The following is a 25,231-nucleotide window of genomic DNA, read 5'->3' on the forward strand; positions in this document are numbered from 1 at the left end:
AGCTCAACCTTTTGATTGATGCCGGGCCCGGCGGGTGGAACTTAGGCTGGAGGGATGGCGACCGAACGAACCAGAACCACCCCCGTCGCCCGCGTCCTCCAGGTCTGCCTGCACCTGCTCGTGGCGGGCCTCCTCGCACTCGCCGTCGCCCGGGCCGTCTTCGCCGACCGCGGCGGCGACCCGGCGGCGGTCGCCGCCGCGGCCACCGCGATGGCCGCCGTCTACGCCGTCGGGCCGCAGCTGGCCGCCGTCCGCCGCTCGCGCCGGGCCGCCGCGCTGTGGCTGGTCCTGCTCGGCGTCACCTGGGCGGGCGTCCTGGTCGCCACCCAGGACGGCGTCTGGCTGGCCTTCCCGCTGTACTTCCTGGAACTGCACCTGCTCGGGCGGCGCGGCGGGTTGGTGGCCGTCGCGCTGACCGCCGCCGCGGCCATCGCTGCGTGGTCCTGGCACCAGCACAGCTTCAGCCTCGCCGCCTCGATCGGGCCCGCCCTCGGCGCGGCCGTCGCCACCGCCACCGTGCTCGGCTACCAGGCGCTCTACCGGGAGAGCGAGGAACGGCGCCGGCTGATCGACGAACTCACCGCCGCCCGCGCCGACCTCGCCGCCGCCCACCACGCCGCCGGAGTGACGGCCGAACGCGAGCGCCTCGCCCGGGAGATCCACGACACCCTCGCGCAGAGCCTCAGCTCCATCCAGCTGCTGCTGCGGGCGGCCCAGCGGGCCCTGCCCGAGCGCACCGAGGCCGCCGCCGGCTACGTCGAACAGGCGCGGCAGGCCGCCCAGGACAACCTCGACGAGGCCCGGCGCTTCGTCCGCGCGCTCACCCCGCCCGCGCTGGACGGCGATCCGCTGCCGGTCGCGCTGGAGAGGCTGTGCGCGACGACGACGGCGCAGACCGGCCTGGCGGTGAAACTGCACGTCTCCGGTGACCCGGTCCGGCTGCCGGCCGCCCACGAGGTCGCGCTGCTGCGGATCGCGCAGTCGGCGCTCGGCAACACCGTCCGGCACGCGAAGGCCTCGTGCGCCGAGGTGACACTCAGCTACATGGAGGGCGAGGTGGCGTTGGACGTGTTCGACGACGGGGCCGGGTTCGAACCGGCGGCGGTCGCCGGCCGCACCGGCGGGGACGGCGGGTTCGGACTGCCCTCGATGCGGGCCCGGGCCCGGGCCCTCGGCGGCACCTTCACGGTGGAGTCCGCGCCGGGGGAGGGCACGGCGGTGGCCGTGCAGCTGCCCGCCGGGCCGGCCGGGCCCGCCGTGCCGGGGCCGGGGGCGGCGTCGTGATCCGGCTGCTGATCGCGGACGACCACCCGGTGGTGCGCGCCGGACTGCGGGCCGTGCTGGAGAGCGAACCGGACTTCGCGATCGTGGCGGAGGCGGCGACCGCCGAACGGGCCGTCGAACTGGCCGCGGAGGCGGGCGTCGACGTGGTGCTGATGGACCTGCAGTTCGGGCCCGGCTCGGCCATGAACGGCGCACAGGCCACGGCGGCGATCACCGCCCGGGCGGGCGCGCCGCGGGTCCTGGTCGTCACCACGTACGACACCGACGCGGACACCCTGCCCGCCCTGGAGGCGGGCGCCACCGGGTACCTGCTGAAGGACGCGCCCCCGGAGCAACTGGCCCAGGCCGTACGGGCGGCCGCGGCCGGGCGCTCCGCGCTGGCGCCCAGCGTCGCCGACCGGCTGCTGGAACGCATGCGCACGCCGGCGGCGGCGCTCAGCGCCCGGGAGACCGAGGTGCTCGGGCTGGTCGCCGACGGGCTCACCAACCAGCAGGTCAGCCAGCGGCTGCACCTGAGCCAGGCCACGGTGAAGTCGCACCTGGTGCACGTCTACACCAAGTTGGGCGTCGACTCGCGCACGGCCGCGGTGCGGGAGGCGCGGGGGCGGGGCCTGATCCGGTAGGGGCGGGCGCGGCAGGCGCTGCCGCGGGCAGGCTGCTTCCGTTGGCGGGGGCCGGAGTTGAACGGGCGGGCGTAGGGTGGGAGGTCGGTCCGTACCCGCAGCAGTGTGAGGAGCCCCTGATGGCCGTGCGTCTCGACGAGCTTGCCGTGCCGGTGATCGCCGCGCCGATGGCGGGCGGGGCCTCGACCCCCGAGCTGGTGGCCGCGGTGAACCGGGCCGGCGGACTGGGCTTCCTCGCCGCGGGGTACCGGAGCGCCGCGGCGATGGCCGAACAGGTCGCGCTGGTACGGAAATCGAGCGATCGGCCGTACGGGGTGAACCTCTTCGTCCCCTCGCCTCCCGGGGACCGGGCGGCCGTCGCCGCCTACCGGGAGCGACTGCAGCCCGAGGCCGAGCGGTGGGGAGTGACGCTGCCGGAGGAGAGCGGGCAGCCGGACCGGGACGACTGGGAGGCCAAGCTCGCCGTGCTGCTCGCGGACCCGGTGCCGGTGGTCTCGTACACCTTCGGCCTGCCGACGGCGGAGGAGGCCTCGGCGCTCAGGGCCGCCGGGACGCTGCAGGTCGGCACGGTCACCACGCCGGAGGAGGCACGGGCGGCGGAGGCCGTCGGGATGGACGCGCTGTGCGTGCAGGGCCCGGAGGCGGGCGGGCACCGGGGCACCCACCGGGTCGCGGACGTGCCGGGGGAGGTGCCGCTGCTCCGCCTGCTGCCCGCGGTGCGGGAGGTGACGGGGCTGCCGCTGGTCGCCGCCGGCGGGCTCGGCGACGGCGCGGCCGTCGCGGCGGCGCTGCGGGCCGGGGCGGTCGCGGTGCAGCTGGGGACGGCCCTGCTGCGCTCCGACGAGTCGGGCGCCTCGGCGGCACACCGGGCGGCGCTCACCGAACTCCCGGAGACGACCGTCACCCGCGCCTTCACCGGCCGCCCGGCTCGGGGCCTGCGCAACGCCTTCATCGACCGCCACGGCCCCTACGCCCCGCCCGCCTACCCCGAGGTCCACCACCTCACCGCCCCGCTGCGCGCCGCCGCCACCCGCCGCGAGGACACGGAAGCCATGCACCTCTGGGCAGGCACGGCCCACCACCTGGCCCGTTCCGGCCCGGCGGAGGCGATCGTCACCGACCTCTGGCGCTCCGCACAGGGGTAGTGCGCCCGGCGCGCGCGTCGTCGGACGGGTTCAGGCCAGCAGGGTGGCCATCCAGGCCTCGATGTCCCTGGCCGTCCTCGGGAGGGCGCCCGACATCAGGTGGGCGCCGTCCTCCGTGATCACGAGGTCGTCCTCGATGCGGATGCCGAGGCCGCGGAGCTCGACGGGGAGGGTCTCGTCGTCGGGTTGGAGGTAGAGGCCGGGTTCGACGGTGAGGACCATGCCCGCCTCCAGGACACCGTCGAGGTAGCGGTCGGCGCGGGACGCGGCGCAGTCGTGGTAGTCGAGGCCGAGCATGTGGCCGCTGCCGCAGAGGGTGTAGCGGCGGTACAGGCCGTTGTCCTCGGCGAGGGCCTGGTCGGCGGGGACGCGCAGGACGCCCCAGTCGGCGAGGCCCTCGGCGATGACCCGCATCGCCGCGCGGTGGAAGTCGCGGAAGCGGGCGCCGGGGCGCAGGGCGGCGATGCCGGCGCTCTGCGCGGCGAGGACGAGCTCGTAGGCCTGGCGCTGGACGGGGGTGAAGGTGCCGCCGAGCGGGAGGGTGCGGGTGATGTCGGCGGCGTAGAGGGTGTCGGTCTCGACGCCGGCGTCCAGCAGGAGCAGGGAGTTCGGGTCGAGGGCGCCGTCGTTGCGGATCCAGTGCAGGACGCAGGCGTGGGCGCCGGAGGCGGCGATGGTGGTGTAGGCGGTGCCGTTGCCCTCGGCGCGGGCGCGCAGGTCGAAGACGCCTTCGATCCAGCGTTCGCCGCGGTGGTGGCGCAGAGCGGTGGGCAGGGCGCGGACGACGTCCTCGAAGCCGGTGACGGTGTGGTCGACGGCGAGCTGTAGCTGGCCGACCTCCCACTCGTCCTTGACCAGGCGCAACTCGGAGAGCACGGCGGCCAGTTCGCCGTCGGGGTGGGCGAAGGGGCCGGGACGCCCGGTGGCCTCGTCGACCAGGGCGTCGGTGCCGGCCAGGACCCGGGTGGGCGGCTGGGGGCCGGTGAGCAGGGTGTCCAGGTCGTCGAGGTGTCGGGTGCGCACCCCGGTGAGCCGGGCGGCTTCGCCGAGGTCGGGCCGGGGACCGACCCAGAACTCGCCGTAGCGGCGGTCGCGGTAGAACTCGCCGCCGTCGCGGGGGGAGCGGGGGCGCAGGTAGAGGACCGGCTCGTGGCCCTCGGGGCCGGCCGGTTCGAGGACGAGGACGTGGTCGGCCTGGTCCTCGCCGGTGAGTCCGGTGAGCCAGACGTAGGCGCTGTGCGGGCGGAAGCGGTGGTCGAGGTCGTTGCAGCGGACCTTGAGCCGGCCGGCCGGGACGATCAGCCGTTCGCCGGGGAAGGCGGCGGAGAGGCGGGCTCGGCGGCCGGGGAAGCGGTCGTGTCCGGGGACGCGGCGGTCGGCGGGGAGCGGGGTGGCGGCCCATCGGGTGCCCATGAAGGCGGCGAGGGCGGGGGTGACCGGGAGGTCGTGGCTCCCGGTGGCGAGGCCGGTCTGGCGGAGGGTCACCGGTGAACTCCTAGGCGGGGCTGGGGAGATGTGTGGCACGGGCGCGGGCGGGGTGCGAGCACGGACACAGCTCGGTAACGGGTGGCGTCACCTCTTGTGCAGTGCAATTTCACATTACTATGTTACGGGTCACACAGCGGAGCGGCCGGATCAGGCCCCCCACAGCGGAGTTGCACATGACCAGGCGCACCCACGCCGCCCTCGCGGCGGCCCTCGCGGCGACCCTCACCCTCGGCCTCGGGGCCTGCACGAACGACAAGAGCGACAGCGGCGGTGACGCGGCCCCGTCGAGCACCAAGGGCCCGGGCGCGGAGAGCGGCTCGATCATCGGCGGGACGCCGGCCAAGGGCGGCACCCTCACCGTCCTGACGAACCAGGACTTCGCCCACCTCGACCCGGCCCGCAACTGGACCGTCCCGCACATGGACTTCGGGACCCGGCTGCTCTACCGCACCCTGACCACCTTCAAGTCCGAACCGGGTGCCGCCGGCAGCGAGATCGTCCCGGACCTCGCCACCGACCTGGGCACGTCCTCCGAGGGCGGCAAGGTGTGGACCTTCACCCTCAAGGAGGGCCTCAAGTACGAGGACGGCAGCCCGATCAAGTCCGCCGACATCAAGTACAACGTCGAGCGGTCCTTCTCCCCGGACCTCACCGGCGGCCCCGACTACGCGGTCCAGTACCTGGCGGGCGGCGAGAACTACAAGGGCCCGCTGACGGGCGAGCACCTGGCGAGCATCGAGACGCCGGACGACAGGACCATCGTCTTCCACCTGAAGCGCCCGGTCGCCGAGTTCTCGGACACCGTCACCCTGCCGACCTTCTCCCCGGTGCCGCAGTCCCAGGAGAAGGGCACCCAGTACGACTCCCGGCCGTTCTCCTCCGGCCCGTACAAGATCGAGAGCTACGACCGCGGCAAGCAGCTGGTTCTGGTCCGCAACACCAACTGGGACCAGGCCACCGACACCGTCCGCAAGGCCTACCCGGACAAGGTCGTGGTCACCCAGGGCATCAAGGGCGGCCAGGCCGACGACCGGATCATCGCCAGCGACGGTGCCGACGCCAACGCCATCAACATGCCCTGGATGCAGCACGAGACCGTCGCCAAGGTGATGCCCAAGGCGGACGTCAAGGCCCGCATGGCGGCCGAACGCACCGGCTGCACCGACATGCTGTTCATGAACACCGCCAAGGCGCCCTTCGACGACCCGAAGGTGCGCGAGGCGATGATGTGGGCGGTCGACCGCGAGGCGCAGGTGACGGCCTTCGGCGGCCCGGCGGTGACCGACGTGGCGACCTCCTACCTGCCGCCGTCGCTGACCGGCGGCGTCAAGGCCGACCCGCTGAAGATCCCGGCGGCCGGCGACCCGGAGAAGGCCAAGGCGCTGCTCAAGGAGGCGGGCAAGACCGACCTGAAGGTCACGCTCACCGTCTCGCTCGGCGACAAGACCCGCGCCGAGGCGATCCAGCAGTCGCTGGCCAAGGTCGGCGTGCAGGTCACCGTCAACACCACGGACCCGTCGGCCTTCACCGACACCGTCGGCGACATCAAGAACGCCCCCGATCTGATCATCCAGGGCTGGTGTCCGGACTACCCGTCCGCCGCCACCTTCTTCCCGTTCCTGTTCGACGGACGGACCATCAAGGAGAAGGGCAACCAGGGCAACTGGAGCCAGTTCCGCGACCAGGCCACGATGGACCGGATGGACCAGATCGCGGCCATGACGGACGTCAACGAGGCCAACAAGGCCTGGCAGCAGCTGGACGAGGACCTGATGAAGAAGGCCCCGGCCGTCCCGCTGATGTGGCAGCGCCGCCCCCTGCTGGTGGGCACCAACGTGGCCGGTGCGTTCGGCAACTCCGGCTACGCCGGCATGATCGACCTCGCCGTGGTCGGCCTCAAGGACCCCGCCAAGGGCAAGGGCTGAGGGGCCGGCAGCGATGAGTACCACCACTGAGCCCGTCGCCGTGGCCGACGCCACGGCGGCGGGCGCCGCGAAAAGCGCCGGGCGCGGGCCGTGGCGGCAGGTCGGGGACCAGCTGTGGGCCAGGGGCTCGGCCCGGTTCGGGCTGATCACGGTCGGCGCGCTGGTCCTGGCCGCCGCCCTGGCCGGGCCGTTGGGTTCGCTCGGCGGCTGGTCCCCCGAGGAGTTCGACAAGCGCGCCGTGGACCCGTACCTGGGCGGCACGCCCCGGGGCGACTTCGGCGGCATCAGCACCCGGCACTGGCTGGGCGTCGAGCCGATCACCGGCCGCGACCTGTTCGCCCGGGTGCTGCACGGCGGGCAGGTCTCCCTGCTGATCGCCTTCACCGCGACCGCCGTCGTGGTGGTCGCCGGCACCCTGGCCGGCATCGCGGCCGGCTACTTCGGCGGCCGCACCGACGCACTGCTGTCCCGGCTGATGGACCTCACGATGTCCTTCCCCTCGCTGATCTTCATGATCGCGATGATGTCGGTGGCCGAGGACGTCAACCGGATCCTGCTGATCACCCTGGTCATCGGCCTGTTCACCTGGCCCGGCATCGCCCGCGTGGTCCGCGGCCAGACGCTGTCGCTCAAGCACCGCGAGTACGTCGAGGCCGCCAAGGTCGGCGGCGCCCGCTCCTGGCGGATCCTCACCCGGGAGATCCTGCCGAACGTCTCCGGCCCGATCATCGCCTACACCACGCTGCTCGTCCCCGGCATGATCGCCACCGAGGCCGCGCTCAGCTACCTCGGCGTGGGCGTCCGCCCGCCGACCTCCTCCTGGGGGCAGATGATCGCCGAGAGCATCAAGTACTACGAGACCGACCCGACGTACTTCCTGATCCCGACCGCCTTCCTGTTCCTCGCCGTGCTCGCCTTCACCCTGCTCGGGGACGCGCTGCGCGACATCCTCGACCCCCGGGGAGGCCGGTCGTGATCCTCTACCTCGGCCGCCGGCTGCTCGGCGTGGCGGGCATCCTGCTCGCCATCTGCGCCATCACCTTCACCATCTTCTACCTGCTGCCCAACGACCCGGCCGCGGCGGCCTGCGGCAAGACCTGCAGCCCCGAGCGGCTGGCCGACGTCAAGGCCGCGATGGGCCTGGACAAGCCGGTCTGGGACCAGTTCCTCGCCTACCTCGGCGGCATCTTCGCCGGCCGCGACTACGGCTCCGGGCCCAGCGCCGTGCACTGCGGCTTCCCCTGCCTCGGCTACTCCTACGAGTACGGGCTCCCGGTGTGGGACCTGCTGACCGACCGTCTGCCGGTCTCCGTCTCGCTGGCCCTCGGCGCGGCCGTGCTCTGGCTGGTCCTCGGCCTCGGCGCGGGCGTCACCTCGGCGCTGCGCAAGGGCCGGCCGGTCGACCGGACGCTGATGGTGCTCTCCGTCGGCACCGCCTCGCTGCCGGTCTACTTCACCTCGATCATGCTGATCTGGGGCGTCGTCAGGACGGCCGGGCTGCTGCCCTACCCCTCCTACCACCAGTTCACCGAGAACCCCTTCACCTGGGCCTCCAACCTGCTGCTGCCGTGGACCGCCCTGGCCCTGCTGTACGCGGCGATGTACGCCCGGCAGAGCCGCAACTCGATGATCGAGGCGATGGCCGAGCCGTACATCCGCACCGCCCGGGCCAAGGGCCTGCCGGCGCGGACGGTCACCGTCAAGCACGGGCTGCGCGCCGGGATGACGCCGATCCTCACCCTCTTCGGCATGGACCTCGGCGGCCTGCTGGCCGGTGCCGTCATCACCGAGTCCATCTTCGGCCTGCCGGGTGTCGGCCGGCTGTTCTACGACGGCCTGGGCCGTTCCGACCAGCCCGTCATCCTCGGCGTCACCCTGCTCGCGGCCTTCTTCATCGTCGCGGCGAACCTGCTGGTCGACCTGCTCTACGCGTTCGTCGACCCGAGAGTGAGGTACTGATGACCGCATTGCTGGAGGTCGAGGACCTCAAGGTCGCCTTCGCCACGCCCCGGGGGACGGTCCGGGCGGTGGACGGCATCTCCTTCGCCGTCGAGGCCGGGCGCACCCTCGGCCTGGTCGGCGAGTCGGGCAGCGGGAAGTCCGTCACCTCGCTGGCCGTCATGGGCCTGCACCGCGGCGCCGCCGTCACCGGCTCGATCCGGCTGCACGGGCAGGAGCTGAACGGGCTCGGGGAGAAGGAATTCGGCGCCGTCCGGGGCCGTCGGATCGCGATGATCTTCCAGGATCCGCTGTCCAGCCTGCACCCCTTCTACACCGTCGGCGAGCAGATCGCCGAGCACTACCGGGTGCACTTCAGGGCCAACCGCAAGGCGGGCCGGGCCCGCGCGGTGGAGATGCTGGCCGAGGTCGGCATCCCCGAGCCGGCCCGCCGGGTCGACGAGTACCCGCACCAGTTCTCGGGCGGCATGCGCCAGCGCGTCATGATCGCCATGGCGCTGGCCTGCGAGCCCGACCTGCTGATCGCCGACGAGCCCACCACGGCGCTCGACGTCACCGTCCAGGCGCAGATCCTCGACCTGATCGCCCGGATCCAGCAGGAGCGCGGCCTCGGCGTCGTGATGATCACCCACGACCTCGGTGTGGTCGCCCGGGTCGCCCACGAGGTGCTGGTCATGTACGGCGGCCGGGCGGCCGAACAGGCCCCGGTGGACCGGATGTTCGCGCAGCCCGCGCACCCGTACACCCGCGGCCTGCTGGACTCGCTGCCGCGCCTGGACGACACCGACGACGCCCCGCTGCGGGCCATCCCCGGCAGCCCGCCGTCGCTGATCGCCCCCGCCCCCGGCTGCTCCTTCGCCCCGCGTTGCGCCCGCACCACCGCCGCGTCCGCCGAGGAGCACGCCCGCTGCCTGGCCGAGCGCCCCGCGCTCGGCCCGCTCGCCCCCGGCCACCAGGCCGCCTGCCACCTGCCGTTGGTGCCGGAAGGGGTGCTGTGATGACCGGATCCGCCGGGACGACCGGAACCGGAGGGACGACCGGACCCGTCGGCACGACCGGAGCGAGGGGGACGACCGGACCCGCCGGGACGACGGAACCGCTGCTGTCCGTACGGGACCTGGTGAAGACCTTCCCCGGCCGGCGCAGCCGTACCGGGCGGCCCGGAGCGCCGGTCCGGGCCGTGGACGGCGTCAGCTTCGACGTCGGCGCGGGGGAGACGCTCGGCCTGGTCGGCGAGTCCGGCTGCGGCAAGTCCACCACCGGCCGGATGATCGTCCGGCTGCTCGACCCGACCTCGGGCACCGTCACCTTCGACGGCACCGAGATCGGCGGGCTCTCCCAGGCCCGGCTGCGCCCGCACCGGCGCGACCTGCAGATGGTCTTCCAGGACCCGTACTCCTCGCTCAACCCCCGGCAGACGGTGTCCCGGATCATCTCCGAACCGCTGCTCGTCCAGGGCGAGAGCGCGGCGGCCGCGCGCAAGCGGGCCGCCGAGCTGATGGAGCTGGTCGGGCTGATCCCCGAGCACCTGGACCGCTACCCGCACGAGTTCTCCGGCGGTCAGGCGCAGCGCATCGGGATCGCCCGCTCGCTGGCCACCTCGCCGCGGCTGGTGATCGCCGACGAGCCGGTCTCCGCGCTGGACGTGTCCATCCAGGCCCAGGTGGTCAACCTGATGGAGCGGCTCCAGCAGGAGCTCGGCCTGGCGTACGTGTTCATCGCGCACGACCTCTCGGTGGTCAAGCGGGTCTGCGACCGGGTCGCGGTGATGTACCTGGGCCGGATCGTGGAGATCGGCGACAAGGCCGAGGTCTACGGCAGCCCCGCGCACCCGTACACCAGGGCGCTGCTCTCCGCGGTGCCGCTGCCCGACCCGGAGGCGGAGCGGACCAGGGACCGGATCGTGCTGCTCGGCGACCCGCCGAGCCCGGCCGCCCCGCCGCCCGGGTGCACCTTCCACCCGCGCTGCCCCAAGGCGCAGGAGCTGTGCCGGACGGAGCGGCCGCTGCTGCGGATCGCCGGCACGGGCACCCGGGAGGCGGCCTGCCACTTCCCGGAGGTGTGAGCCGGGGCCGCCCGGCGGTGTGAGCCGGGCACCGAGACCCCCGGTCGGGCGCGGCGGGGAACCCTACGAGGGCCGCGTCCGACCGGGTTCCAACCGGTCCCGCCCGCTCGCCCGCTCGCCCGCTCGCCCGACCGCTCACGCACGTGCTCACCAGCCCGGTCCCTCACTCCTCCGGCAGCAGGAGGCGCGGGCCGGGCCCCTCGGCGGCCAGTTCGTCGCCGGGGTTGAGCACCCGGCAGCGGCGCAGCGACACGCAGCCGCAGCCGATGCAGCCGGTCAGCTCGCCCTCCAGCCGCTCCAGCTCCAGCCGGCGGGCGCGCAGCTGCTCGGCCCAGCGGAGCGAGATGCGCTCCCAGTCGTGCTTGCCGGGCATCCGGTCCTCGGGGAGGCCGGTGAAGACCTCGGCGACCTCGCTGAGCGGGATGCCGAGCCGCTTGGCGACCAGGATGAGCGAGATCCGGCGCAGCACGTGCCGCCGGTAGCGGCGCTGGTTGCCGGCCGACCGCTCGGAGGAGATCAGTCCCTGGTCCTCGTAGAAGCGCACCGCCGAGGTGGCGATCCCGGCCCGCCGGGCCACCTCCCCGACGCTCAGCAGGTCGACCGGTGCGGTGGTCATGGCGACTCCTTGACTTCAAGTTCTCTTGAAGTTCTACGGTACCGGACATGACCCGATCATCTGCCGTGAAGACTGGCACGACCGTTGCTCAGCTGGACAGTTACCCAGCGGAGTCGCCGTCCGAGGGGACCTCCGGCGGATGGCGCGAACTGTTCTCCCGGCGGTACGCCGCCCCCGCCTCGATCCTCGCGGGCGGTGTCGCGCTGTACGCGATGAACCTCTACTTCACCGCGGCGCTGATGCCCTCGATCGTGGCCGACATCGGCGGCGGCCGTTACTACGCGTGGGTGGCGACCGGCTTCCTGATGGCCGCCGTCATCGCCTCGATGCTGGTCAGCCGGCTGCTGGACCGGCTGGGCGCCGCCCGGGCGTACGTCCTGGGCTTCCTGGTGTTCGGCGCGGGCGCGGTGCTCAACGCGCTCAGCCCCTCGATGCCGGCGCTGATCCTCGGCCGGGTGGTGCAGGGCCTCGGCGGTGGTCTGGTCGCCGGGCTCGGCTACGCCGTGATCCGCAGCGCCCTGCCGGAGCGGCTGTGGACCAGGGCCGCCGGGCTGGTCTCCGCGATGTGGGGCGTCGGCACCCTGGTCGGGCCGTCGCTGGGCGGGCTGTTCGCCCAGCTCGGGGCCTGGCGCGGGGCGTACGTCCTGCTGCTGGTCGCCGCGCTGGTGCTGGCCGTGCTGGCCCGCCGGGTGCTGCCCGGGCGCTCCGAGCGGTCCGGGGAGGGGTCGGGGAGCGGCCCGGTGCCGCTGCCCTCGCTGCTGCTGCTCACCCTGACGGCGGCCGCGTTCAGCGTCAGCTCGACCGTCCCGAGCGGCGGCCCGACGGCGGTCTGCATCCTCGCCGGTCTGGTGCTGCTGGTGGGCTTCGTGGCGGTCGAGCGGCGCGGCGGCGCGGCGACGGTCCTGCCCGGGCAGACCTACCGGGCCGGGAACCCCCTGAAGTGGCTCTACCTGACCGTCGCGGTGCTGTGCGCCGGCGTGGTGGCGGAGAACTTCATCCCGCTGTTCGGCCAGGAGCTGGGCGGCCTCGGCCCGCTGGTGGCCGGTTTCCTCGGCGCCGCGGTGTCGGCGGGCTGGACGACGGCCCAGCTGTTCAGTGTCGGCATCGAGTCGGTGCACGGCCGGGCCCGGGCGATCCGCACCGCCCCGCTGGTGCTGGTCGCCGGTCTGCTGGCCTACGGGCTGCTGCAGACCGGGCACGCCTCCGGCCTGCGGGTGGTGCTGTGGGCGGTGGCGCTGTTCGTCGCCGGCACCGGGATCGGGCTGGCCTTCCCGCACCTGAGCGTGGCCGCGATGCGCAGCAGCAGCGACCCGGCCGAGGGCGGCAAGGCCGCCGCGGCGATCAACACCACCCAGCTGATCGCCTTCTCGGTGACGTCCGCGCTGGCGGGCACCCTGGTCAACCTGGGCGCGGACAGCCCGGTCGACTCGGCCCGGTACATGACCTTCGGGATCGCCGCGATCACCGTGTTCGGCGTGGCCACGGCCGCGCTCACCGCCCGCCGCCCCGGGCGGTGAGCGGACGAGGACCGGCCCCGGATCCCTTTCGTCGGGGGATCCGGGGCCGGTCCTCGTCCGTCCGTATCAGGAGGCCGGGCCCACCCGGACGGTGGTGATCCGTCCGCCCTGGGACTCCCGGACGACCTCGATCCGCGTGTTGGTGTCCGGCACCTTCACCGTCAGCTGCGGCGTGGCCGGGTCGGCGTACACCCCGCTGTGGTCGTCGAACGCCGGGACGGCCGGCTCGGCCGGGATCCGCACCGCGACCCCGCCCTTGTGCAGGGTGAACGGCGTGGTCGGCTTGAGCGAGAAGGTGGCGTCGAAGGTCTGCGCCCGCCCGTTGACCAGCGTCCCGTCGGCGAAGCGGATCGCCGCCGGGTGGGCGTCGATCGGCAGGATGAGCCCGCCGCCGGGGTGGTCCTTGGTGTTGTTGTCACCGTAGGAGGTGTCCCAGAGCCACAGCAGGACGCCCTCCTGGTACGGGTAGTTGTCGACCACGTTGGCCTTGCCGGTGACGCCGGTGTAGCCGAAGTTGTACGGGCCGGTCTTCAGGAACGCCCCGTAGCCGGTGTAGCGGCGGTTCTCGGCGAGGTAGGCGCGCGGGTGCTGCTTGACGGCGGTGCGGCCGGTGATGGCCGTGAAGCCGCTGACCGTCCAGCCGCCGGTGCCGTTCTCGGCGCCGTCGGAGAACAGCTCGCTGCCGCCGGCGGTGAGCTTCACGGCGTCGACGAGCACGCCGCGGCCGTGGGTGTTGCCGTCCGAGGTGGCGTGGACGCGCAGCCGGACCTGCCGGCCGAGGTAGCCGTCCAGCGGGATGTGGAGCTTCCGGTAGCTGACCGAACTGCCGCTGAGCCCGGGGGTGTTGGCGCTGGTGTTGCCGATCGGTGCGCCGTCCACGGTGCCGCCGAGGGCGGTCCAGTGCTTGCCCTGGTCGGTGGAGGCCTCGACGGTGAGGAAGTCGTAGTCCTGCTCGGTGTCGTACCAGACCGCCGCGTCGAGGGCAGCCGGTCCGGCGGCGGTGCGCAGGTCGACGTCCCGGGTGAGGGAGTTGTCGAGGTTGTCGCCGGTGTCGCTCCACCACTGCTTGCCGCCCTCGTACGGGTCGGCGAGGTCGGTGCTGGTGGTGCCGTCGGGCAGGTGGACGAGGACGGCCTGCGCCTGGTCGGTGTTGTAGCTGCTCACCCCGAGGGCGTGGCTGGAGCGGGTGGCGGCCTGCGCCTCGTCGTAGTTGAGCCAGCCGAACTGCAGCTTGCTCCAGGCGTCGAGGTCGCCGGGGTAGCCGCCGGTGGTGTTGGGGCCCTTGCCGAGGTAGGAGCCGGAGGACATCAGCGACCAGAAGTTGACGCTGTTGTCGCCGCCCGTGGTGCCGTACAGGTCGGGCAGGCCCAGGTTGTGGCCGTACTCGTGGGCGAACAGGCCGACGCCGCTGTTCTCGCCGCCCTGGACGTAGTCGTAGACGTACAGGCCGGTGTCGCCGACGGGAGCGCCGCCGATCCTGTCGCCCTCCGGACCGGTCTGCCCGGTCGCGTCGGGGAAGGCCCAACTGCGGTGCGCCCACAGTGCGTCGGCGCCCTGGGCGCCGCCGCCCCAGGTCTCGTCCACGCCGGCGTGCACCACGATGACGTTGTCGAGGTAGCCGTCGGGCTGGTCGAACTCGCCGTCCTTGTCGTGGTCGTAGCGGTCGTAGACGTCGTACTGGGCGAGCTGGGCCTTGATGTCCGCCACGCTGCGGCCCTTGGCGACCTCGCCGTCGTACCAGGCCTTGACGGCGTCCCGGACGAACTCCTGGGCCTGGGTCCAGGCGCCGGAGCCCTGCGGGCCCTTGTTGCTGCCGTAGCGGGCCTCGTTGTACGGGACGGTGACCCAGTCGCTGACGGTGCCCTCGACGTCGTACCGGCCCGAGGACTGGGTGCGGTAGTAGTTGCGCATCGACACGGAGCCGGGCGTGTCGTCGAAGAACATCTTCTGGTAGTACGCGCGGTCGAAGTCCGATGACCACAGGGTGTGGTTGTCGTCCTTGCCCGGCTTCGGGATCTGGTCGTGGCGCGGGCCGGGGGTGCCGCCGTAGCGCGGCTGGCCGTTCCACTGCGTCGTGTCGTCGACCTGGTCGCCGAACTGGGCGAGGATCACGAAGACCTTGTCGGTGCGCTGGTGCGCCAGTTGGACGTAGTCGTTGCCGATCCTCACCTTGGCCGGGGCCCGCTTGTCGGCGCTCTTGGCGACGGTGCCCTTGTTGAGCTGCTCAAGGGCCTTGCTGCGGAGCGCCTGGCGCTCGCGCTCCTGCGGGACGAGGGGCGCGGGCGGGGCCTCGGCGCCCTGCGGGGCGGCGTCGGCGGCCGCGGCGGCGGTGACGGTGAGGGGCGGCGGGGGAGCGGCCTGGGCGGGGGTGCCCAGCAGGGTGGCCGCTATCGCGCTCGTGGTGAGCGCGGCAGCGAGGGCCGCGGACAGTCTGCGCAACTGACCGGTCCTTTCCGGGGGATGGGGGTGTTCCGGGCATCGGTCGGTGAAGCGCAGGTAATATTTCACATGTCACGGGTCACGTGGAAGGGGTCCGGGCAAGCGGAAGGGGCGCCGCACCCGCAGGTGCGACGCCCCTTCTCCGTACGGCCCGTGCCGCCGGGTCAGCCGTTGCCGAAGTCCAGGGCCAGGCTGAAGACCACCAGCGCGGCGAACACCGCCGCCAGGGTGGTCAGTCCGGTGGCGTGCAGCGCGACGGCCGCCGAGCCCAGCAGCACCAGCTTGAGCACCAGCCGTGCGGCGAGCGGCAGTTCGACCTTCGCCCGGTGCTCGGCCAGGAACACGTCCCAGACCGCGCGGGCCGCGGCCGGCACACCGAGGCCCAGCAGCAGCCGGAGGCCCAGGCCGTCGCCGGTCCGGAAGCCCCAGTAGCAGAGCGCCGCCAGGCTCGCGAGCTGCACCCCGAAGCCGAGTTCGGTGCCGGCCGTGGCCAGCGACCTGCGCAGTCGGCGCTCCGCCGGGCCGGGTCCGTCGATCGTCATCCGCGCGCTCTCCCCGCCGTGGTGCCCCGACGCGTGCCGCCGAGACCCCTCGACTCCTGCGCCGCCCGGGGGCCGGACGGCCGTCAAGCGGAGTGTTCCAGCCCGGTCGGCCGAACTCAACGGATCACCCCGCGGCTGCCGGTCCGCTGCCTCCCACCTGCCGGTTCGTCAGCCGTTCTGCCGTCGAAGGCCCTCCTTGTCACGGTCCTTCTTGTCGCGGCCCTTCCCGTCGGGGCCCTTCCCGTCGGGGCGGCTGTCGTCGGGGCCGCTCCCGGCAACGGCCCCGCCGTCAGCGGACGGTGTACTCGACGGCCACGCTGACCACCACCAGCACGCCGTACACCAGCGCCAGCGTGGTCCGCCCGCTGGCGTACAGGGCGGCGGCCGCCGTGCCCAGCGTCACCAGCTTGAGCACGATCTCCGCGCCGACCGGCAGCGGGAACTTCGGCCCGCCCGCGGCCAGGAACAGGCCCCAGACGGTGGCCGCCAGCGCCGGCGCGCCGAGTCCCAGCAGCAGCCGGGTGCCCAGCGTGGAGCCGGTCCTGAACCCCCAGTAGCAGAGCGCCGCCAGCATGGCGAGCTCCAGCCCGAAGGCGATGCCGGCGTTGCCCGCGGTCAGCGGCGTCCACTGCCGCCGACCGACCGGGCCGGGTCTGTCGATCCTCATCCGTGCACTCTCCCCGTTCGCTGCGCCGCCCGGGCCGGGCGGCGGTCACGCGGAGTGTGACAGTCCGGCCCGGGCGGCGCAACGGATCGGCCGGGAGCGCCCGGTCAGCCCAGGGACGCCCGGAGGAAGGCGAGTTCGGCCAGGGTCAGCTGCTCGTTCGTCCCGTCCGGCGTCATGTGGGTGACGCCCGGCAGCGGCAGCACCGCGTGCGCGCGACCGGCCCTGGTGAGCGCCTGGGAGAGCAGCAGGGTGTGCGAGGGGTGGACGTTGTCGTCGGCCAGGCCGTGGATCAGCAGCAGCGGCCTGGTCAGCCCGGGCGCGTCGGTGAGCAGGCAGTCGCCGGCGTACCCCTCCGGGTTGTCCTGCGGCAGGCCGAGGTAGCGCTCGGTGTACGCGGTGTCGTACTGCCGGAAGTCGGTGGGCGGGGCGCCCGCGCACGCGGCGTGGAAGACGTCCGGGCGGCGCAGCACGGCGAGCGCGGCGAAGTAGCCGCCGTAGGACCAGCCGCGCACGCCGACCCGGCCGAGGTCGAGGTCCGGGTGGTGCGCGGCGAGTGCGCGCAGGGCGTCGACCTGGTCGTCCAGGGCCGCCTGGGAGAAGCGGCGGAAGATCGCCCGGGTGAAGTCCGGGGAGACGAACGGGGTGCCGCGGTTGTCGGTGGTGACCACGGCGAAGCCCTGGTCGGCCCACCACTGGCGGAGCTGCCAGCGACGCGGCTCGTTGGCCACCGCCTGGTGGCCGGGGCCGCCGTAGACGTCCAGCAGGACGGGCAGCCGGCGGCCGGGCACGTGGTCGCGCGGGTGGACGACGGCGGTCGGCAGGCCGCGTTCGGTGACCCGGGCGAGCCGGGGGCGGACCGGGTACGGCAGCGTGGCGCTCAGGTCGGTGAGCGGCAGCTCGCGGCCGTCGAGCAGGACACGGCGGCGGATCCCGTCGGCGGAGGCCGAGGTGAGCAGCAGGGTGTCGGCGGCGGCGAGGGCGGAGTGCACGCCGGGGCCGGCGGTGAGGAGTTCGGGTGCGCCGCCGTCCGGGTCGATCAGGTGGACGTACTGGTCGGCGGGGTCGCCCTGGCCGGTCTCGCAGAGCAGTCGGCCGCGCAGCCGTCCGACCACCCGGCGGATCTGCAGACCGGTGGTGTCGAGCGGCTTGCCGTCCAGGGCGAGGCCGCGGGCCTGCGGGGTGTCGTGGACGGTGAGCAGCCGGCCGTCGGGCAGCCGGTCGGGGGTGCCGGGGAGGTCGTCCACCCAGAACTCGTCGGTGGTGCGGGAGAGTTCGCGGGTCTCGCCGGTGGCGGGGTCGGCGCCGAGCAGCAGCACGTTCTGCTGCAGGCGGTCGGCGACGGTGAGCAGCACCTCGTGGTCGGAGGCCCAGGAGGCGGCGCAGAGGTAGGGGTGGGTGTCGGCGTCCCAGTGCAGCCGGACCCGCCCGCCGTCGAGGCCGAGGACCCAGAGCTGGACGTCCGCGTTGGGGCCGCCGGCCTGCGGGTAGGCGAAGTCCTCGGGCGCCTCGGCGGGGCGGGCCGGGTCGGCGAAGTGGCGCCGGGGGAGGGCGGATTCGTCCACCCGGGCGGTCAGCAGCGCGCCGCCGTCCGGGCGCCACCAGTGGCCCCGGGCGCGGCCGAGCTCCTCGGCGGCGGCGAACTCGGCGACGCCCCAGCGGGCGCCGTCGGCGGGGGAGAGCGGTTCGAGGCCGGGGGTGACGTACAGCGCGTCGTCGGCGACGTAGGCGACGCGCTGGCCGGTGGCGTCCGGCCGGGGGTCGAACGCGGGCCCGGCGACCGGGAGTTCGTCGCTGGTGCCGTCGGCGGTGTCGGTGCGGAAGAGCCGGCCGTCGAGGGTGAAGACGGCGACCGAGAGGTCGGCGGTGGCCGCGTACGTGCCGATCCCGGCGGCGACCAGCCGGGTGCGCTCGCGCAGCCGGCGCTCGACGACGGGCAGGTCGTCGCGGCGGCCGGTGCGGCCGGGCAGCAGTGCGGCCGGGTCCGCGACCGTGCGCTCCTCGCCGGTGGCGGTGTCCAGCAGGTGGAGGCGGTCGACCGGGTCCTCGGGACCGCTGGAGCGGAGCAGCAGCAGCCGGGTACCGTCCTCGGCGAGCGTGTACGCGCGCGGCGCGCCGAAGGTGAACCGGCCGGTACGGGCACTGAGGGCAAGGAAGGCGTCGGTGATGGTCACGGCCCGATCGTGGTCGCGCGGTGCGTGCCCCGACCAGTAGTCTGTCATGTGAAATGTCACACATCAGTCGCCGGTGGGCGACCAGGGAGGGACGCCGTGATCGAGGACCTGTGGACCGCCGAACCCCCCGCCCCGCTGCCCGCCGCCGACGGCCTGTTCAGCGTGTCGGCGGGCACGGCGCACCTCAACCACGGCTCGTACGGCGCGGTCCCGGTGCCGGTGCAGCGGGCCCAGGAGGAACTGCGCACGGAGCACGAGCTGGACCCGGACGGCTTCTTCGCCGACCTGCCCGCCCGGATCGGCCGGGCCCGGACGGCGCTCGCGGCCGACCTCGCCACCGACCCGCAGCGCCTCGCCCTGGTCACCAACGTCACCGAGGCCGTGGCGATCGCCCTGGACAGCATCCCCTTCGCCCCCGGCGACCGGATCCTGGTCACCGACCACGGCTACGGCGCCGTCACCGAGGCCGTGGCCCGCAAGGCCGCCGAGACCGGCGCCGAACTCCACGTCGCGGAGCTGCCCCTGGACGCCCCGGACGAGGCGGCCGTCCGCGACGCGGTGCTGGCCGCCGTCGACGGCCGCACCACCGTCGCCGTCCTCGACCAGCTCACCTCGCCCAGCGCCCGCCTGGTGGCCGGCCCGGCGCTGCTCGCCGAACTCCGCGCGCTCGGCGTGGTCACGGTCGTGGACGGCGCCCACGCGCCCGGCATGCTGCCCGCCCCGGCCGACCCGAACGCCGACTTCTGGTTCGGCAACCTGCACAAGTGGGCCTTCGCCCCGCGCGCCACCGGTGTGCTCGCCGTCCGCCCCGAGTGGACGGCGCGGGTGCGCCCGCTGGCCCTCTCCTGGGAGCACGACAAGGGCTTCCCGGGCAGCGTCGAGTGGCGCGGCACCTGCGACTACACGCCCTGGCTGGCCGCCCCGGCCGGCTTCGAGCTGCTGCGCGCGCTCGGCCCGGAGGCGGTGGCCGGCCACAACACCGCGCTCGCCGCGTACGGGCAGCGGGTGCTGGTCGAGCGGGCCGGACTTCGCCCGCTGCCGGCCACCCCCGGGGTGTGGATGCGCACCGTCCGGCTGCCGGTCGGCCGGTGCGAGAGCGAGGCGGCGGCGAAGGCGCTGATGGCCGAGGTGTGGCGGCGGCTCGGCACCCGGATCGCCGTCCGCCCGTGGGACGGCGGCGGGCTGCTGCGGATCAGCGCGCAGCTGTACAACCGGCCGCAGGAGTACGAGCGGCTGGCGGACGGGCTCGCCGCGCTGCTCAAGGGGTAGCGGGCCGGCTCTCGGTCGGCTCCGGGCCGGCTCCTGACCGGCGGCCCGGCTCAGTGCCCGGCGGCCTGGCTCCTGACCGGCTCAGTGCCCGGCGGACCGGCTCAGGGGCCGGTCCGCGCCCTCGCCCCCGTCGTCCCCCCGCAACTCCGCGAGCAGCAGGTTCCGGTCGGCGAGCATCCCGGTGAGGATCCGCCGGGCGGTCCGCAGCAGCTCGGCGACCTCCCCGCCGGCCAGCGCGTAGACCACCGTGCTGCCCTCCCGGGTGGCCGTGACGATGCCGGACCGGCGCAGCACCGCGAGCTGTTGGGAGAGGCTGGAGGGTTCGACGTCCAGCTCGGCGAGCAGGGCGCGGACGGGCGTCGGTCCGGCCTGCAGCAGTTCCAGCACCCGGATCCGGACGGGATGGCCGAGCATCCGGAAGAACTCGGCCTTCGCCTGGTAGAGCGCCACCGTCACGAGGCCCCCCTTCCTGGTGTCGGTCCGGGTGTCAGATCTCCAGCGAGACCTCGATCCGCTTGAGCTTGTGGCGGGCCATCGCCAGGTTGGAGCGGCTGCGGTTGAGCGCGAGGAACAGGAACAGGCCGCGGCCGCTCGGCGTCGTGATCGGCCGGACCATGTGGTACTGGTTGGTCAGGCTGATCAGGATGTCCTCGATCTCGTTGTCGTGCAGGTTGAGCATCTCCATCGCCCGCATCTTGGCGCGGACCACGTCGGTGTTCCCGGCCGCGGCGACGTTGAGGTCCAGCTCCCCGCCGTCGCCGAGGCTGCCGAGCGCCATGCCGCTGCCGTAGTCGACCAGGGCGACGCCGATCGCGCCGTCGATCGACATGGCCTCCTTGAGGGACGTCTCCAGGTTCGCCATCGTCGTTGTCCTCCCGCGTGTTGGTGGCTGTGACGACGAAGGTACGGAGTGTGGACGGCGTTTCACCGCCGATGATCGAAGACGACCGAAGACGGCCGATCCGTGATCACTTGAAGACATTTGCAACTATGGATCTGAGAGAGAACTGATCCCGTGATGATCCCGCGGGCATTCCGGGCGTGCTCCCGGAGCCCGTCCCGTCGTGATCCCGCGGGCGATCGCACCGCGAAAAAACGGTGCTATCGATGTCGGTCCTCCCGGGTAACCTCTCGCTGAGATGCGAGATCACACCAACCACACCCGGACGGCGATGAACACCCCCGATCCAGAGCTCCAGGACGACCGGGAGCTCAGCCCCGCCGAGGCGTACGCGGCCAGCCGTCGGCGGGCCAAGGAGCAGGCCACCGCCCTGCACGGCTTCCAGCAGCTGTACGACTTCCCGCTGGACGAGTTCCAGCTGGAGGCCTGCGAGACGCTGGAGGCCGGCTCGGGCGTCCTGGTCGCCGCCCCCACCGGCTCCGGGAAGACCATCGTCGGCGAGTTCGCCGTGCACCTGGCCCTGGCCGCCGGGCGCAAGTGCTTCTACACCACGCCGATCAAGGCGCTGTCGAACCAGAAGTACGGGGACCTGGTCAAGCGCTACGGCGCCGCCAAGGTCGGCCTGCTCACCGGCGACAACACCGTCAACGGCGACGCCCCCGTGGTGGTCATGACCACCGAGGTGCTGCGCAACATGCTCTACGCGGGCTCCAGCACCCTCGACGGCCTCGGCTACGTCGTGATGGACGAGGTCCACTACCTCGCCGACCGCTTCCGCGGCGCCGTCTGGGAGGAGGTCATCATCCACCTCCCCGAGTCGGTCACCCTCGTCTCGCTCTCCGCGACCGTCTCCAACGCCGAGGAGTTCGGCGACTGGCTGGACACCGTGCGCGGCGGCACCAAGGTGATCGTCTCCGAGACCCGCCCGGTGCCGCTGTGGCAGCACGTGATGGCCGGCAACCGGATGTACGACCTCTTCGCCGATCCCGACCGCGACGGCCGGCCCAAGCACAACCTGAAGAACCCCGGCAAGGCCGTCAACCCCGAGCTGGTCCGGCTGGCCCGCTCCGAACTCGACCGCAACCCCCGCGACCGCTTCGGGCGCGGCCGCGGCCGCTCGATGCCCAACGGCCGCCCCGGCCGGGTCTGGACGCCGGGCCGGGTGGACGTCATCGACCGGCTCGACGCCGAGGGCCTGCTGCCCGCGATCACCTTCATCTTCAGCCGGGCCGGCTGCGAGGCCGCCGTCCAGCAGTGCCTCAGCTCCGGGCTGCGGCTCAACAAGGACGCCGACCGCGCCCGGGTCCGCGCGATCGTCGAGGAGCGCTGCGCCGACATCCCCGACGAGGACCTGCACGTCCTCGGCTACTTCGAGTGGCTGGACGGGCTGGAGCGCGGCATCGCCGCCCACCACGCCGGGATGCTGCCCCGGTTCAAGGAGGTCGTCGAGGAGCTCTTCGTGAAGGGCCTGGTCAAGGCCGTCTTCGCGACCGAGACCCTGGCGCTCGGCATCAACATGCCCGCCCGCTCGGTGGTCATGGAGAAGCTGGTCAAGTGGAACGGCGAGACCCACGCCGACATCACCCCCGGCGAGTACACCCAGCTCACCGGCCGGGCCGGGCGGCGCGGCATCGACGTCGAGGGCCACGCCGTGGTGCTCTGGCAGCGCGGCCTGGACCCGGAGGCGCTGGCCGGCCTGGCCGGTACCCGCACCTACCCGCTGAAGTCCTCGTTCCGGCCCTCCTACAACATGGCCGTCAACCTGGTCTCCCAGTTCGGCCGGCACCGCTCGCGCGAGCTGCTGGAGACCTCCTTCGCCCAGTTCCAGGCGGACCGTTCGGTCGTCGGCATCGCCCGCCAGGTGCAGCGCAACGAGGAGGGGCTGGAGGGCTACCGCGAGTCCATGACCTGCCACCTCGGCGACTTCGACGAGTACATGGACCTGCGCCGCCGGCTCAAGGACCGTGAGAACGAGCTGGCCCGCGAGGGCAGCAGCCAGCGCCGTGCGGCCGCCGTCGAGTCCATCGAGCAGCTCAAGCCGGGCGACGTCATCCACGTCCCCACCGGCAAGTTCGCCGGCCTCGCCCTGGTCCTCGACCCGGGCCTGCCGCCGGTCGACCGCTCCGGCCGGGGCAGCCAGCGCCACCCCGACTTCCAGGACGGCCCGCGCCCGGTGGTGCTCACCGCCGAGCGCCAGGTCAAGCGGCTCGCCATGATCGACTTCCCGCACCCGGTCGCCGCGATCGAGCGCGTCCGCATCCCCAAGTCCTTCAACCCGCGCAGCCCGCAGTCCCGCCGCGACCTCGCCTCGGCCCTGCGCACCAAGGCCGGCCACCTGGAGCCCGAGCGGTTCCGCCGCGGCCGCGCGGCCGCCGCCGACGACCCGGAGATCACCCGGCTGCGGACCGAGCTGCGCCAGCACCCCGTCCACGGCTGCTCCGACCGCGAGGACCACGCCCGCTGGGCCGAGCGCTACCACCGGCTGCACCGCGACACCGAGTTGCTGGAACGCCGGATGCGCTCGCGCACCCACACCATCGCCCGCACCTTCGACCGGGTCTGCGCCCTGCTCACCGACCTCGGCTACCTGAGCGGCGACACCGTCACCGACGACGGCAAGCGGCTCGGCCGCCTCTACGGCGAACTCGACCTGCTCGCCTCCGAATGCATCCGCGAGGGCGTCTGGAGCGGCCTGGGCGCCGCCGAACTCGCCGCCTGCGCCTCGGCGTTGGTGTACGAGGCCCGCCAGTCCGACGACGCCGGCGCCCCCCGCGTGCCGGAGGGCGCGGCCAAGGAGGCGCTCGGCCAGATGGTCCGGATCTGGGGCCACCTGGACGCCCTGGAGGAGCAGCACCGGATCAACACCGCCGAGGGCGTCGGCCAGCGCGAACCCGACCTGGGCTTCGCCTGGGCCGCCTACCGCTGGGCGCTCGGCCACAGCCTGGACCAGGTGCTGCGCGACGCCGACATGCCCGCCGGCGACTTCGTCCGCTGGACGAAGCAGCTCATCGACGTCCTCGGTCAGATCCAGGACGCCGCCGGCTCGGACGCCGAGCTGCGCAAGACCGCCCGCAAGGCCGTCGACGGCCTGCGCCGCGGCATCATCGCCTACTCCTCGGTGGGCTAGCCGGCCGACCGGCCCGAGGGCCCCGCCCGTTCGTCTCCACGAACGAGCGGGGCCCTTCGTACGCCCGGCCCTCGCGCGTCCGGCCCTTCGCGGGCTTGGCCCGCTTGCCCGGCCCGTGCGGGCTCCTGCGCCTGCCCGGCGCCACCCCGCCGTGCCGGGCTCACGCCGTCGCCGACGGGCGTGAGTGGGAAGTCGGCCGGGCCGACTTCCCACTCCCTACTCCTGCCGCCCGCTCGCCGTGGCCGCGTCGAGGCGGCGGACGAGTTCGCGCAGGGCCCGGAGTTCGCGGTCGAGCGCCTCGGCGCCGCGCGGGGTCATGGCGACCCAGGTCCGGGGGCGGCGCCCGGCGTAGCCCTTGGTGACGGTGACGAGGCCGGAGTCCTCCAGGACCTTCAGATGGCGGGACAGGTTGCCGTCGGTGGCGCCGAGTTGCTCCTTGAGGAAACCGAAGTCCACCTGGTCGGCCTCGCGGGCGATGGTGAGGATCCCGAGCCGGACCCGTTGGTGGACGGTGTCGTCCAGCGACAGGGTCGGGTGCTGTTCCTCGGTTTCGTCGGCAACGCTCATGGGGTGACCGTACGGGATGCCGCAGTTCGTCGACGCCCGGCGGTCCACTGCGCCAGGCCTGCGGCGAGCGGGATCGCCGCCAGCAGGAGGGCCTTCAGCTCCGGGCGGTCGGTCCAGCCGTCGGACCGGTCGAGCCACGGCAGCCAGCCGCTCTCCCACGGGGCCGAGAGGTAGGCGCTGAGCAGTGCGGTGTGGAGGAGGCCGGCGCCGGCCACCAGCGGGCTGCGTTCGGCCAGGCCGAGGACGAACAGGCCGACACCGAGGACGTACCAGGGCGAGGCGTAGGTGTTCACCAGGAGGTCGAGGTCGAAGCGCCGGCTGTCGACGAGGACCCGCGCGAGCACCACGGCGGCGGCCAGCGCGCCGACTCCGGCCGTGGCGCCCAGCCAGGTCGTGCGGCGCGGGACGATCCCGCGGGTCTCGCCGCGCCGCCGGTACCAGCGGGCCAGGGCGAACCAGGCCAGCGGGAGCAGTGCGAACCAGACGCCCCAGGCCAGGCAGCGGAGCACCGCGCCGGCGAACTCGCCCTTCTCGCAGGCGGCTCCGGGGGCGTGCGGCACGCACAGGCCGGTCAGCTGGGCGTAGGCGAAGGCCGGATAGGAGGTGATGTCCCGCCCGTTGGCGCCGAAGTTGAAGGCCTGCCCGGCGACCGGTACGGCCGCCAGCGCGAGCAGGCCCAGGCCGAGCAGCGGGACCCCCGCCCCGCTCAGTCGGCTCCTGGCCCTCGCCCGCAGCCCGTTCGTGGCGGCCAGCAACTCGGCCGGGCCGCCCTGCTGCAGTGTGGTCACGCTCCACCCCCTCGGTGCCGTCGGCCCCTCCGACGGCCCGTCAACTTTGCAATGCAAAGTACATTGCGGTCAAGAGTTCACGGGGATGCAGAGCCGGGGCGGCCGCGGGTCGGTTGCGGCGAACGCGGCAGCCCCTCG

The 25,231-nt window shown here is 73.7% G+C and carries 21 protein-coding genes; 11 read left to right on the forward strand and 10 right to left on the reverse strand.

Annotation, left to right across the window (positions count from 1 at the left end; all coding sequences use genetic code 11):
- Nucleotides 1-54 precede the first annotated feature (54 nt).
- The 3 genes from ACIGG8_RS15375 to ACIGG8_RS15385 all read left to right on the forward strand — a co-directional run bounded on the left by ACIGG8_RS15375 (nt 55) and on the right by ACIGG8_RS15385 (nt 3,052).
- Nucleotides 55-1,284, forward strand: a complete 1,230-nt coding sequence (locus tag ACIGG8_RS15375; RefSeq protein ID WP_396548318.1) for a sensor histidine kinase — start codon at nt 55-57, stop codon at nt 1,282-1,284.
- A complete protein-coding gene (locus ACIGG8_RS15380) occupies nt 1,281-1,907 on the forward strand; it encodes a response regulator transcription factor (protein WP_350523818.1) in 627 nt (208 codons plus the stop codon). The genes ACIGG8_RS15375 and ACIGG8_RS15380 overlap by 4 nt, the downstream gene beginning before the upstream one ends.
- A gap of 119 nt (nt 1,908-2,026) precedes the next feature.
- The gene (locus ACIGG8_RS15385; RefSeq protein WP_396548319.1) at nt 2,027-3,052 is read left to right on the forward strand and encodes a nitronate monooxygenase; all 1,026 of its coding nucleotides are present in this window, start codon (nt 2,027-2,029) and stop codon (nt 3,050-3,052) included.
- A gap of 30 nt (nt 3,053-3,082) precedes the next feature.
- On the opposite strand, the gene ACIGG8_RS15390 is transcribed toward ACIGG8_RS15385, so the two are convergent.
- On the reverse strand, nt 3,083-4,537 hold the full coding sequence (locus ACIGG8_RS15390) for an aminopeptidase P family protein (protein WP_396548321.1): 1,455 nt from the start codon (nt 4,535-4,537) through the stop codon (nt 3,083-3,085).
- A 176-nt stretch (nt 4,538-4,713) separates the two neighbouring features.
- Between ACIGG8_RS15390 and ACIGG8_RS15395 the strand changes: the two genes are divergently transcribed.
- From ACIGG8_RS15395 to ACIGG8_RS15415, 5 genes are read left to right on the forward strand one after another with little or no spacing between them, the layout of a single operon-like run.
- A complete protein-coding gene (locus tag ACIGG8_RS15395) occupies nt 4,714-6,465 on the forward strand; it encodes an ABC transporter substrate-binding protein (RefSeq protein ID WP_396548322.1) in 1,752 nt (583 codons plus the stop codon).
- A gap of 13 nt (nt 6,466-6,478) precedes the next feature.
- On the forward strand, nt 6,479-7,441 hold the full coding sequence (locus tag ACIGG8_RS15400) for an ABC transporter permease (RefSeq protein ID WP_396548324.1): 963 nt from the start codon (nt 6,479-6,481) through the stop codon (nt 7,439-7,441).
- On the forward strand, nt 7,438-8,424 hold the full coding sequence (locus ACIGG8_RS15405; protein ID WP_350523811.1) for an ABC transporter permease: 987 nt from the start codon (nt 7,438-7,440) through the stop codon (nt 8,422-8,424). Before ACIGG8_RS15400 ends, ACIGG8_RS15405 begins: the two co-directional genes overlap by 4 nt.
- Complete coding sequence (locus tag ACIGG8_RS15410) at nt 8,424-9,422, forward strand: ABC transporter ATP-binding protein (protein WP_396548326.1); 999 nt, start codon at nt 8,424-8,426, stop codon at nt 9,420-9,422. The genes ACIGG8_RS15405 and ACIGG8_RS15410 overlap by 1 nt, the downstream gene beginning before the upstream one ends.
- Nucleotides 9,422-10,489 (forward strand): ABC transporter ATP-binding protein, encoded by a 1,068-nt coding sequence (locus ACIGG8_RS15415; RefSeq protein WP_396548328.1) that lies wholly within the window; start codon nt 9,422-9,424, stop codon nt 10,487-10,489. The genes ACIGG8_RS15410 and ACIGG8_RS15415 overlap by 1 nt, the downstream gene beginning before the upstream one ends.
- A gap of 163 nt (nt 10,490-10,652) precedes the next feature.
- Here the strand turns inward: ACIGG8_RS15415 and soxR are convergent, their stop codons facing one another.
- Nucleotides 10,653-11,105, reverse strand: coding sequence for a redox-sensitive transcriptional activator SoxR (gene soxR / locus ACIGG8_RS15420; RefSeq protein WP_350523808.1), 453 nt, complete (start codon nt 11,103-11,105; stop codon nt 10,653-10,655).
- A gap of 47 nt (nt 11,106-11,152) precedes the next feature.
- Here soxR and ACIGG8_RS15425 point away from each other — a divergent pair, with 47 nt between their 5' ends.
- Nucleotides 11,153-12,622 carry an MFS transporter gene (locus ACIGG8_RS15425; RefSeq protein WP_396548330.1) on the forward strand — a complete coding sequence of 490 codons (1,470 nt, stop codon included), beginning with the start codon at nt 11,153-11,155 and terminating at the stop codon, nt 12,620-12,622.
- Between the two features lie 66 nt (nt 12,623-12,688).
- On the opposite strand, the gene ACIGG8_RS15430 is transcribed toward ACIGG8_RS15425, so the two are convergent.
- The 4 genes from ACIGG8_RS15430 to ACIGG8_RS15445 all read right to left on the reverse strand — a co-directional run bounded on the left by ACIGG8_RS15430 (nt 12,689) and on the right by ACIGG8_RS15445 (nt 18,441).
- Complete coding sequence (locus ACIGG8_RS15430; RefSeq protein ID WP_396548332.1) at nt 12,689-15,061, reverse strand: immune inhibitor A domain-containing protein; 2,373 nt, start codon at nt 15,059-15,061, stop codon at nt 12,689-12,691.
- 164 nt (nt 15,062-15,225) lie between these two features.
- The gene (locus ACIGG8_RS15435) at nt 15,226-15,603 is read right to left on the reverse strand and encodes a YrdB family protein (protein WP_396548334.1); all 378 of its coding nucleotides are present in this window, start codon (nt 15,601-15,603) and stop codon (nt 15,226-15,228) included.
- Between the two features lie 289 nt (nt 15,604-15,892).
- Complete coding sequence (locus ACIGG8_RS15440) at nt 15,893-16,270, reverse strand: YrdB family protein (protein WP_396548336.1); 378 nt, start codon at nt 16,268-16,270, stop codon at nt 15,893-15,895.
- Nucleotides 16,271-16,374: 104 nt separating this feature from the next.
- Complete coding sequence (locus ACIGG8_RS15445; RefSeq protein WP_396548338.1) at nt 16,375-18,441, reverse strand: prolyl oligopeptidase family serine peptidase; 2,067 nt, start codon at nt 18,439-18,441, stop codon at nt 16,375-16,377.
- A 96-nt stretch (nt 18,442-18,537) separates the two neighbouring features.
- On the opposite strand from ACIGG8_RS15445, the gene ACIGG8_RS15450 reads away from it, so the two are divergent.
- Nucleotides 18,538-19,710 (forward strand): aminotransferase class V-fold PLP-dependent enzyme, encoded by a 1,173-nt coding sequence (locus ACIGG8_RS15450; RefSeq protein WP_396548340.1) that lies wholly within the window; start codon nt 18,538-18,540, stop codon nt 19,708-19,710.
- An 81-nt stretch (nt 19,711-19,791) separates the two neighbouring features.
- Here ACIGG8_RS15450 and ACIGG8_RS15455 read toward each other — a convergent pair whose 3' ends face one another.
- Together ACIGG8_RS15455 and ACIGG8_RS15460 are read right to left on the reverse strand one after the other, a co-directional pair.
- Nucleotides 19,792-20,166 carry a metalloregulator ArsR/SmtB family transcription factor gene (locus tag ACIGG8_RS15455; RefSeq protein WP_350523801.1) on the reverse strand — a complete coding sequence of 125 codons (375 nt, stop codon included), beginning with the start codon at nt 20,164-20,166 and terminating at the stop codon, nt 19,792-19,794.
- 31 nt (nt 20,167-20,197) lie between these two features.
- A complete protein-coding gene (locus ACIGG8_RS15460; protein ID WP_350523800.1) occupies nt 20,198-20,572 on the reverse strand; it encodes a hypothetical protein in 375 nt (124 codons plus the stop codon).
- Between the two features lie 310 nt (nt 20,573-20,882).
- Here ACIGG8_RS15460 and ACIGG8_RS15465 point away from each other — a divergent pair, with 310 nt between their 5' ends.
- Nucleotides 20,883-23,738 (forward strand): DEAD/DEAH box helicase, encoded by a 2,856-nt coding sequence (locus tag ACIGG8_RS15465; RefSeq protein ID WP_396548467.1) that lies wholly within the window; start codon nt 20,883-20,885, stop codon nt 23,736-23,738.
- 216 nt (nt 23,739-23,954) lie between these two features.
- On the opposite strand, the gene ACIGG8_RS15470 is transcribed toward ACIGG8_RS15465, so the two are convergent.
- Nucleotides 23,955-24,305 carry a winged helix-turn-helix domain-containing protein gene (locus tag ACIGG8_RS15470; RefSeq protein ID WP_396548342.1) on the reverse strand — a complete coding sequence of 117 codons (351 nt, stop codon included), beginning with the start codon at nt 24,303-24,305 and terminating at the stop codon, nt 23,955-23,957.
- On the reverse strand, nt 24,302-25,093 hold the full coding sequence (locus ACIGG8_RS15475; protein WP_396548343.1) for a hypothetical protein: 792 nt from the start codon (nt 25,091-25,093) through the stop codon (nt 24,302-24,304). The genes ACIGG8_RS15470 and ACIGG8_RS15475 overlap by 4 nt, the downstream gene beginning before the upstream one ends.
- Between the last annotated feature and the right edge of the window lie 138 nt (nt 25,094-25,231).

It is taken from the genome of Kitasatospora sp. NPDC085464 (genome assembly GCF_044541955.1).
Taxonomy (GTDB): domain Bacteria; phylum Actinomycetota; class Actinomycetes; order Streptomycetales; family Streptomycetaceae; genus Kitasatospora.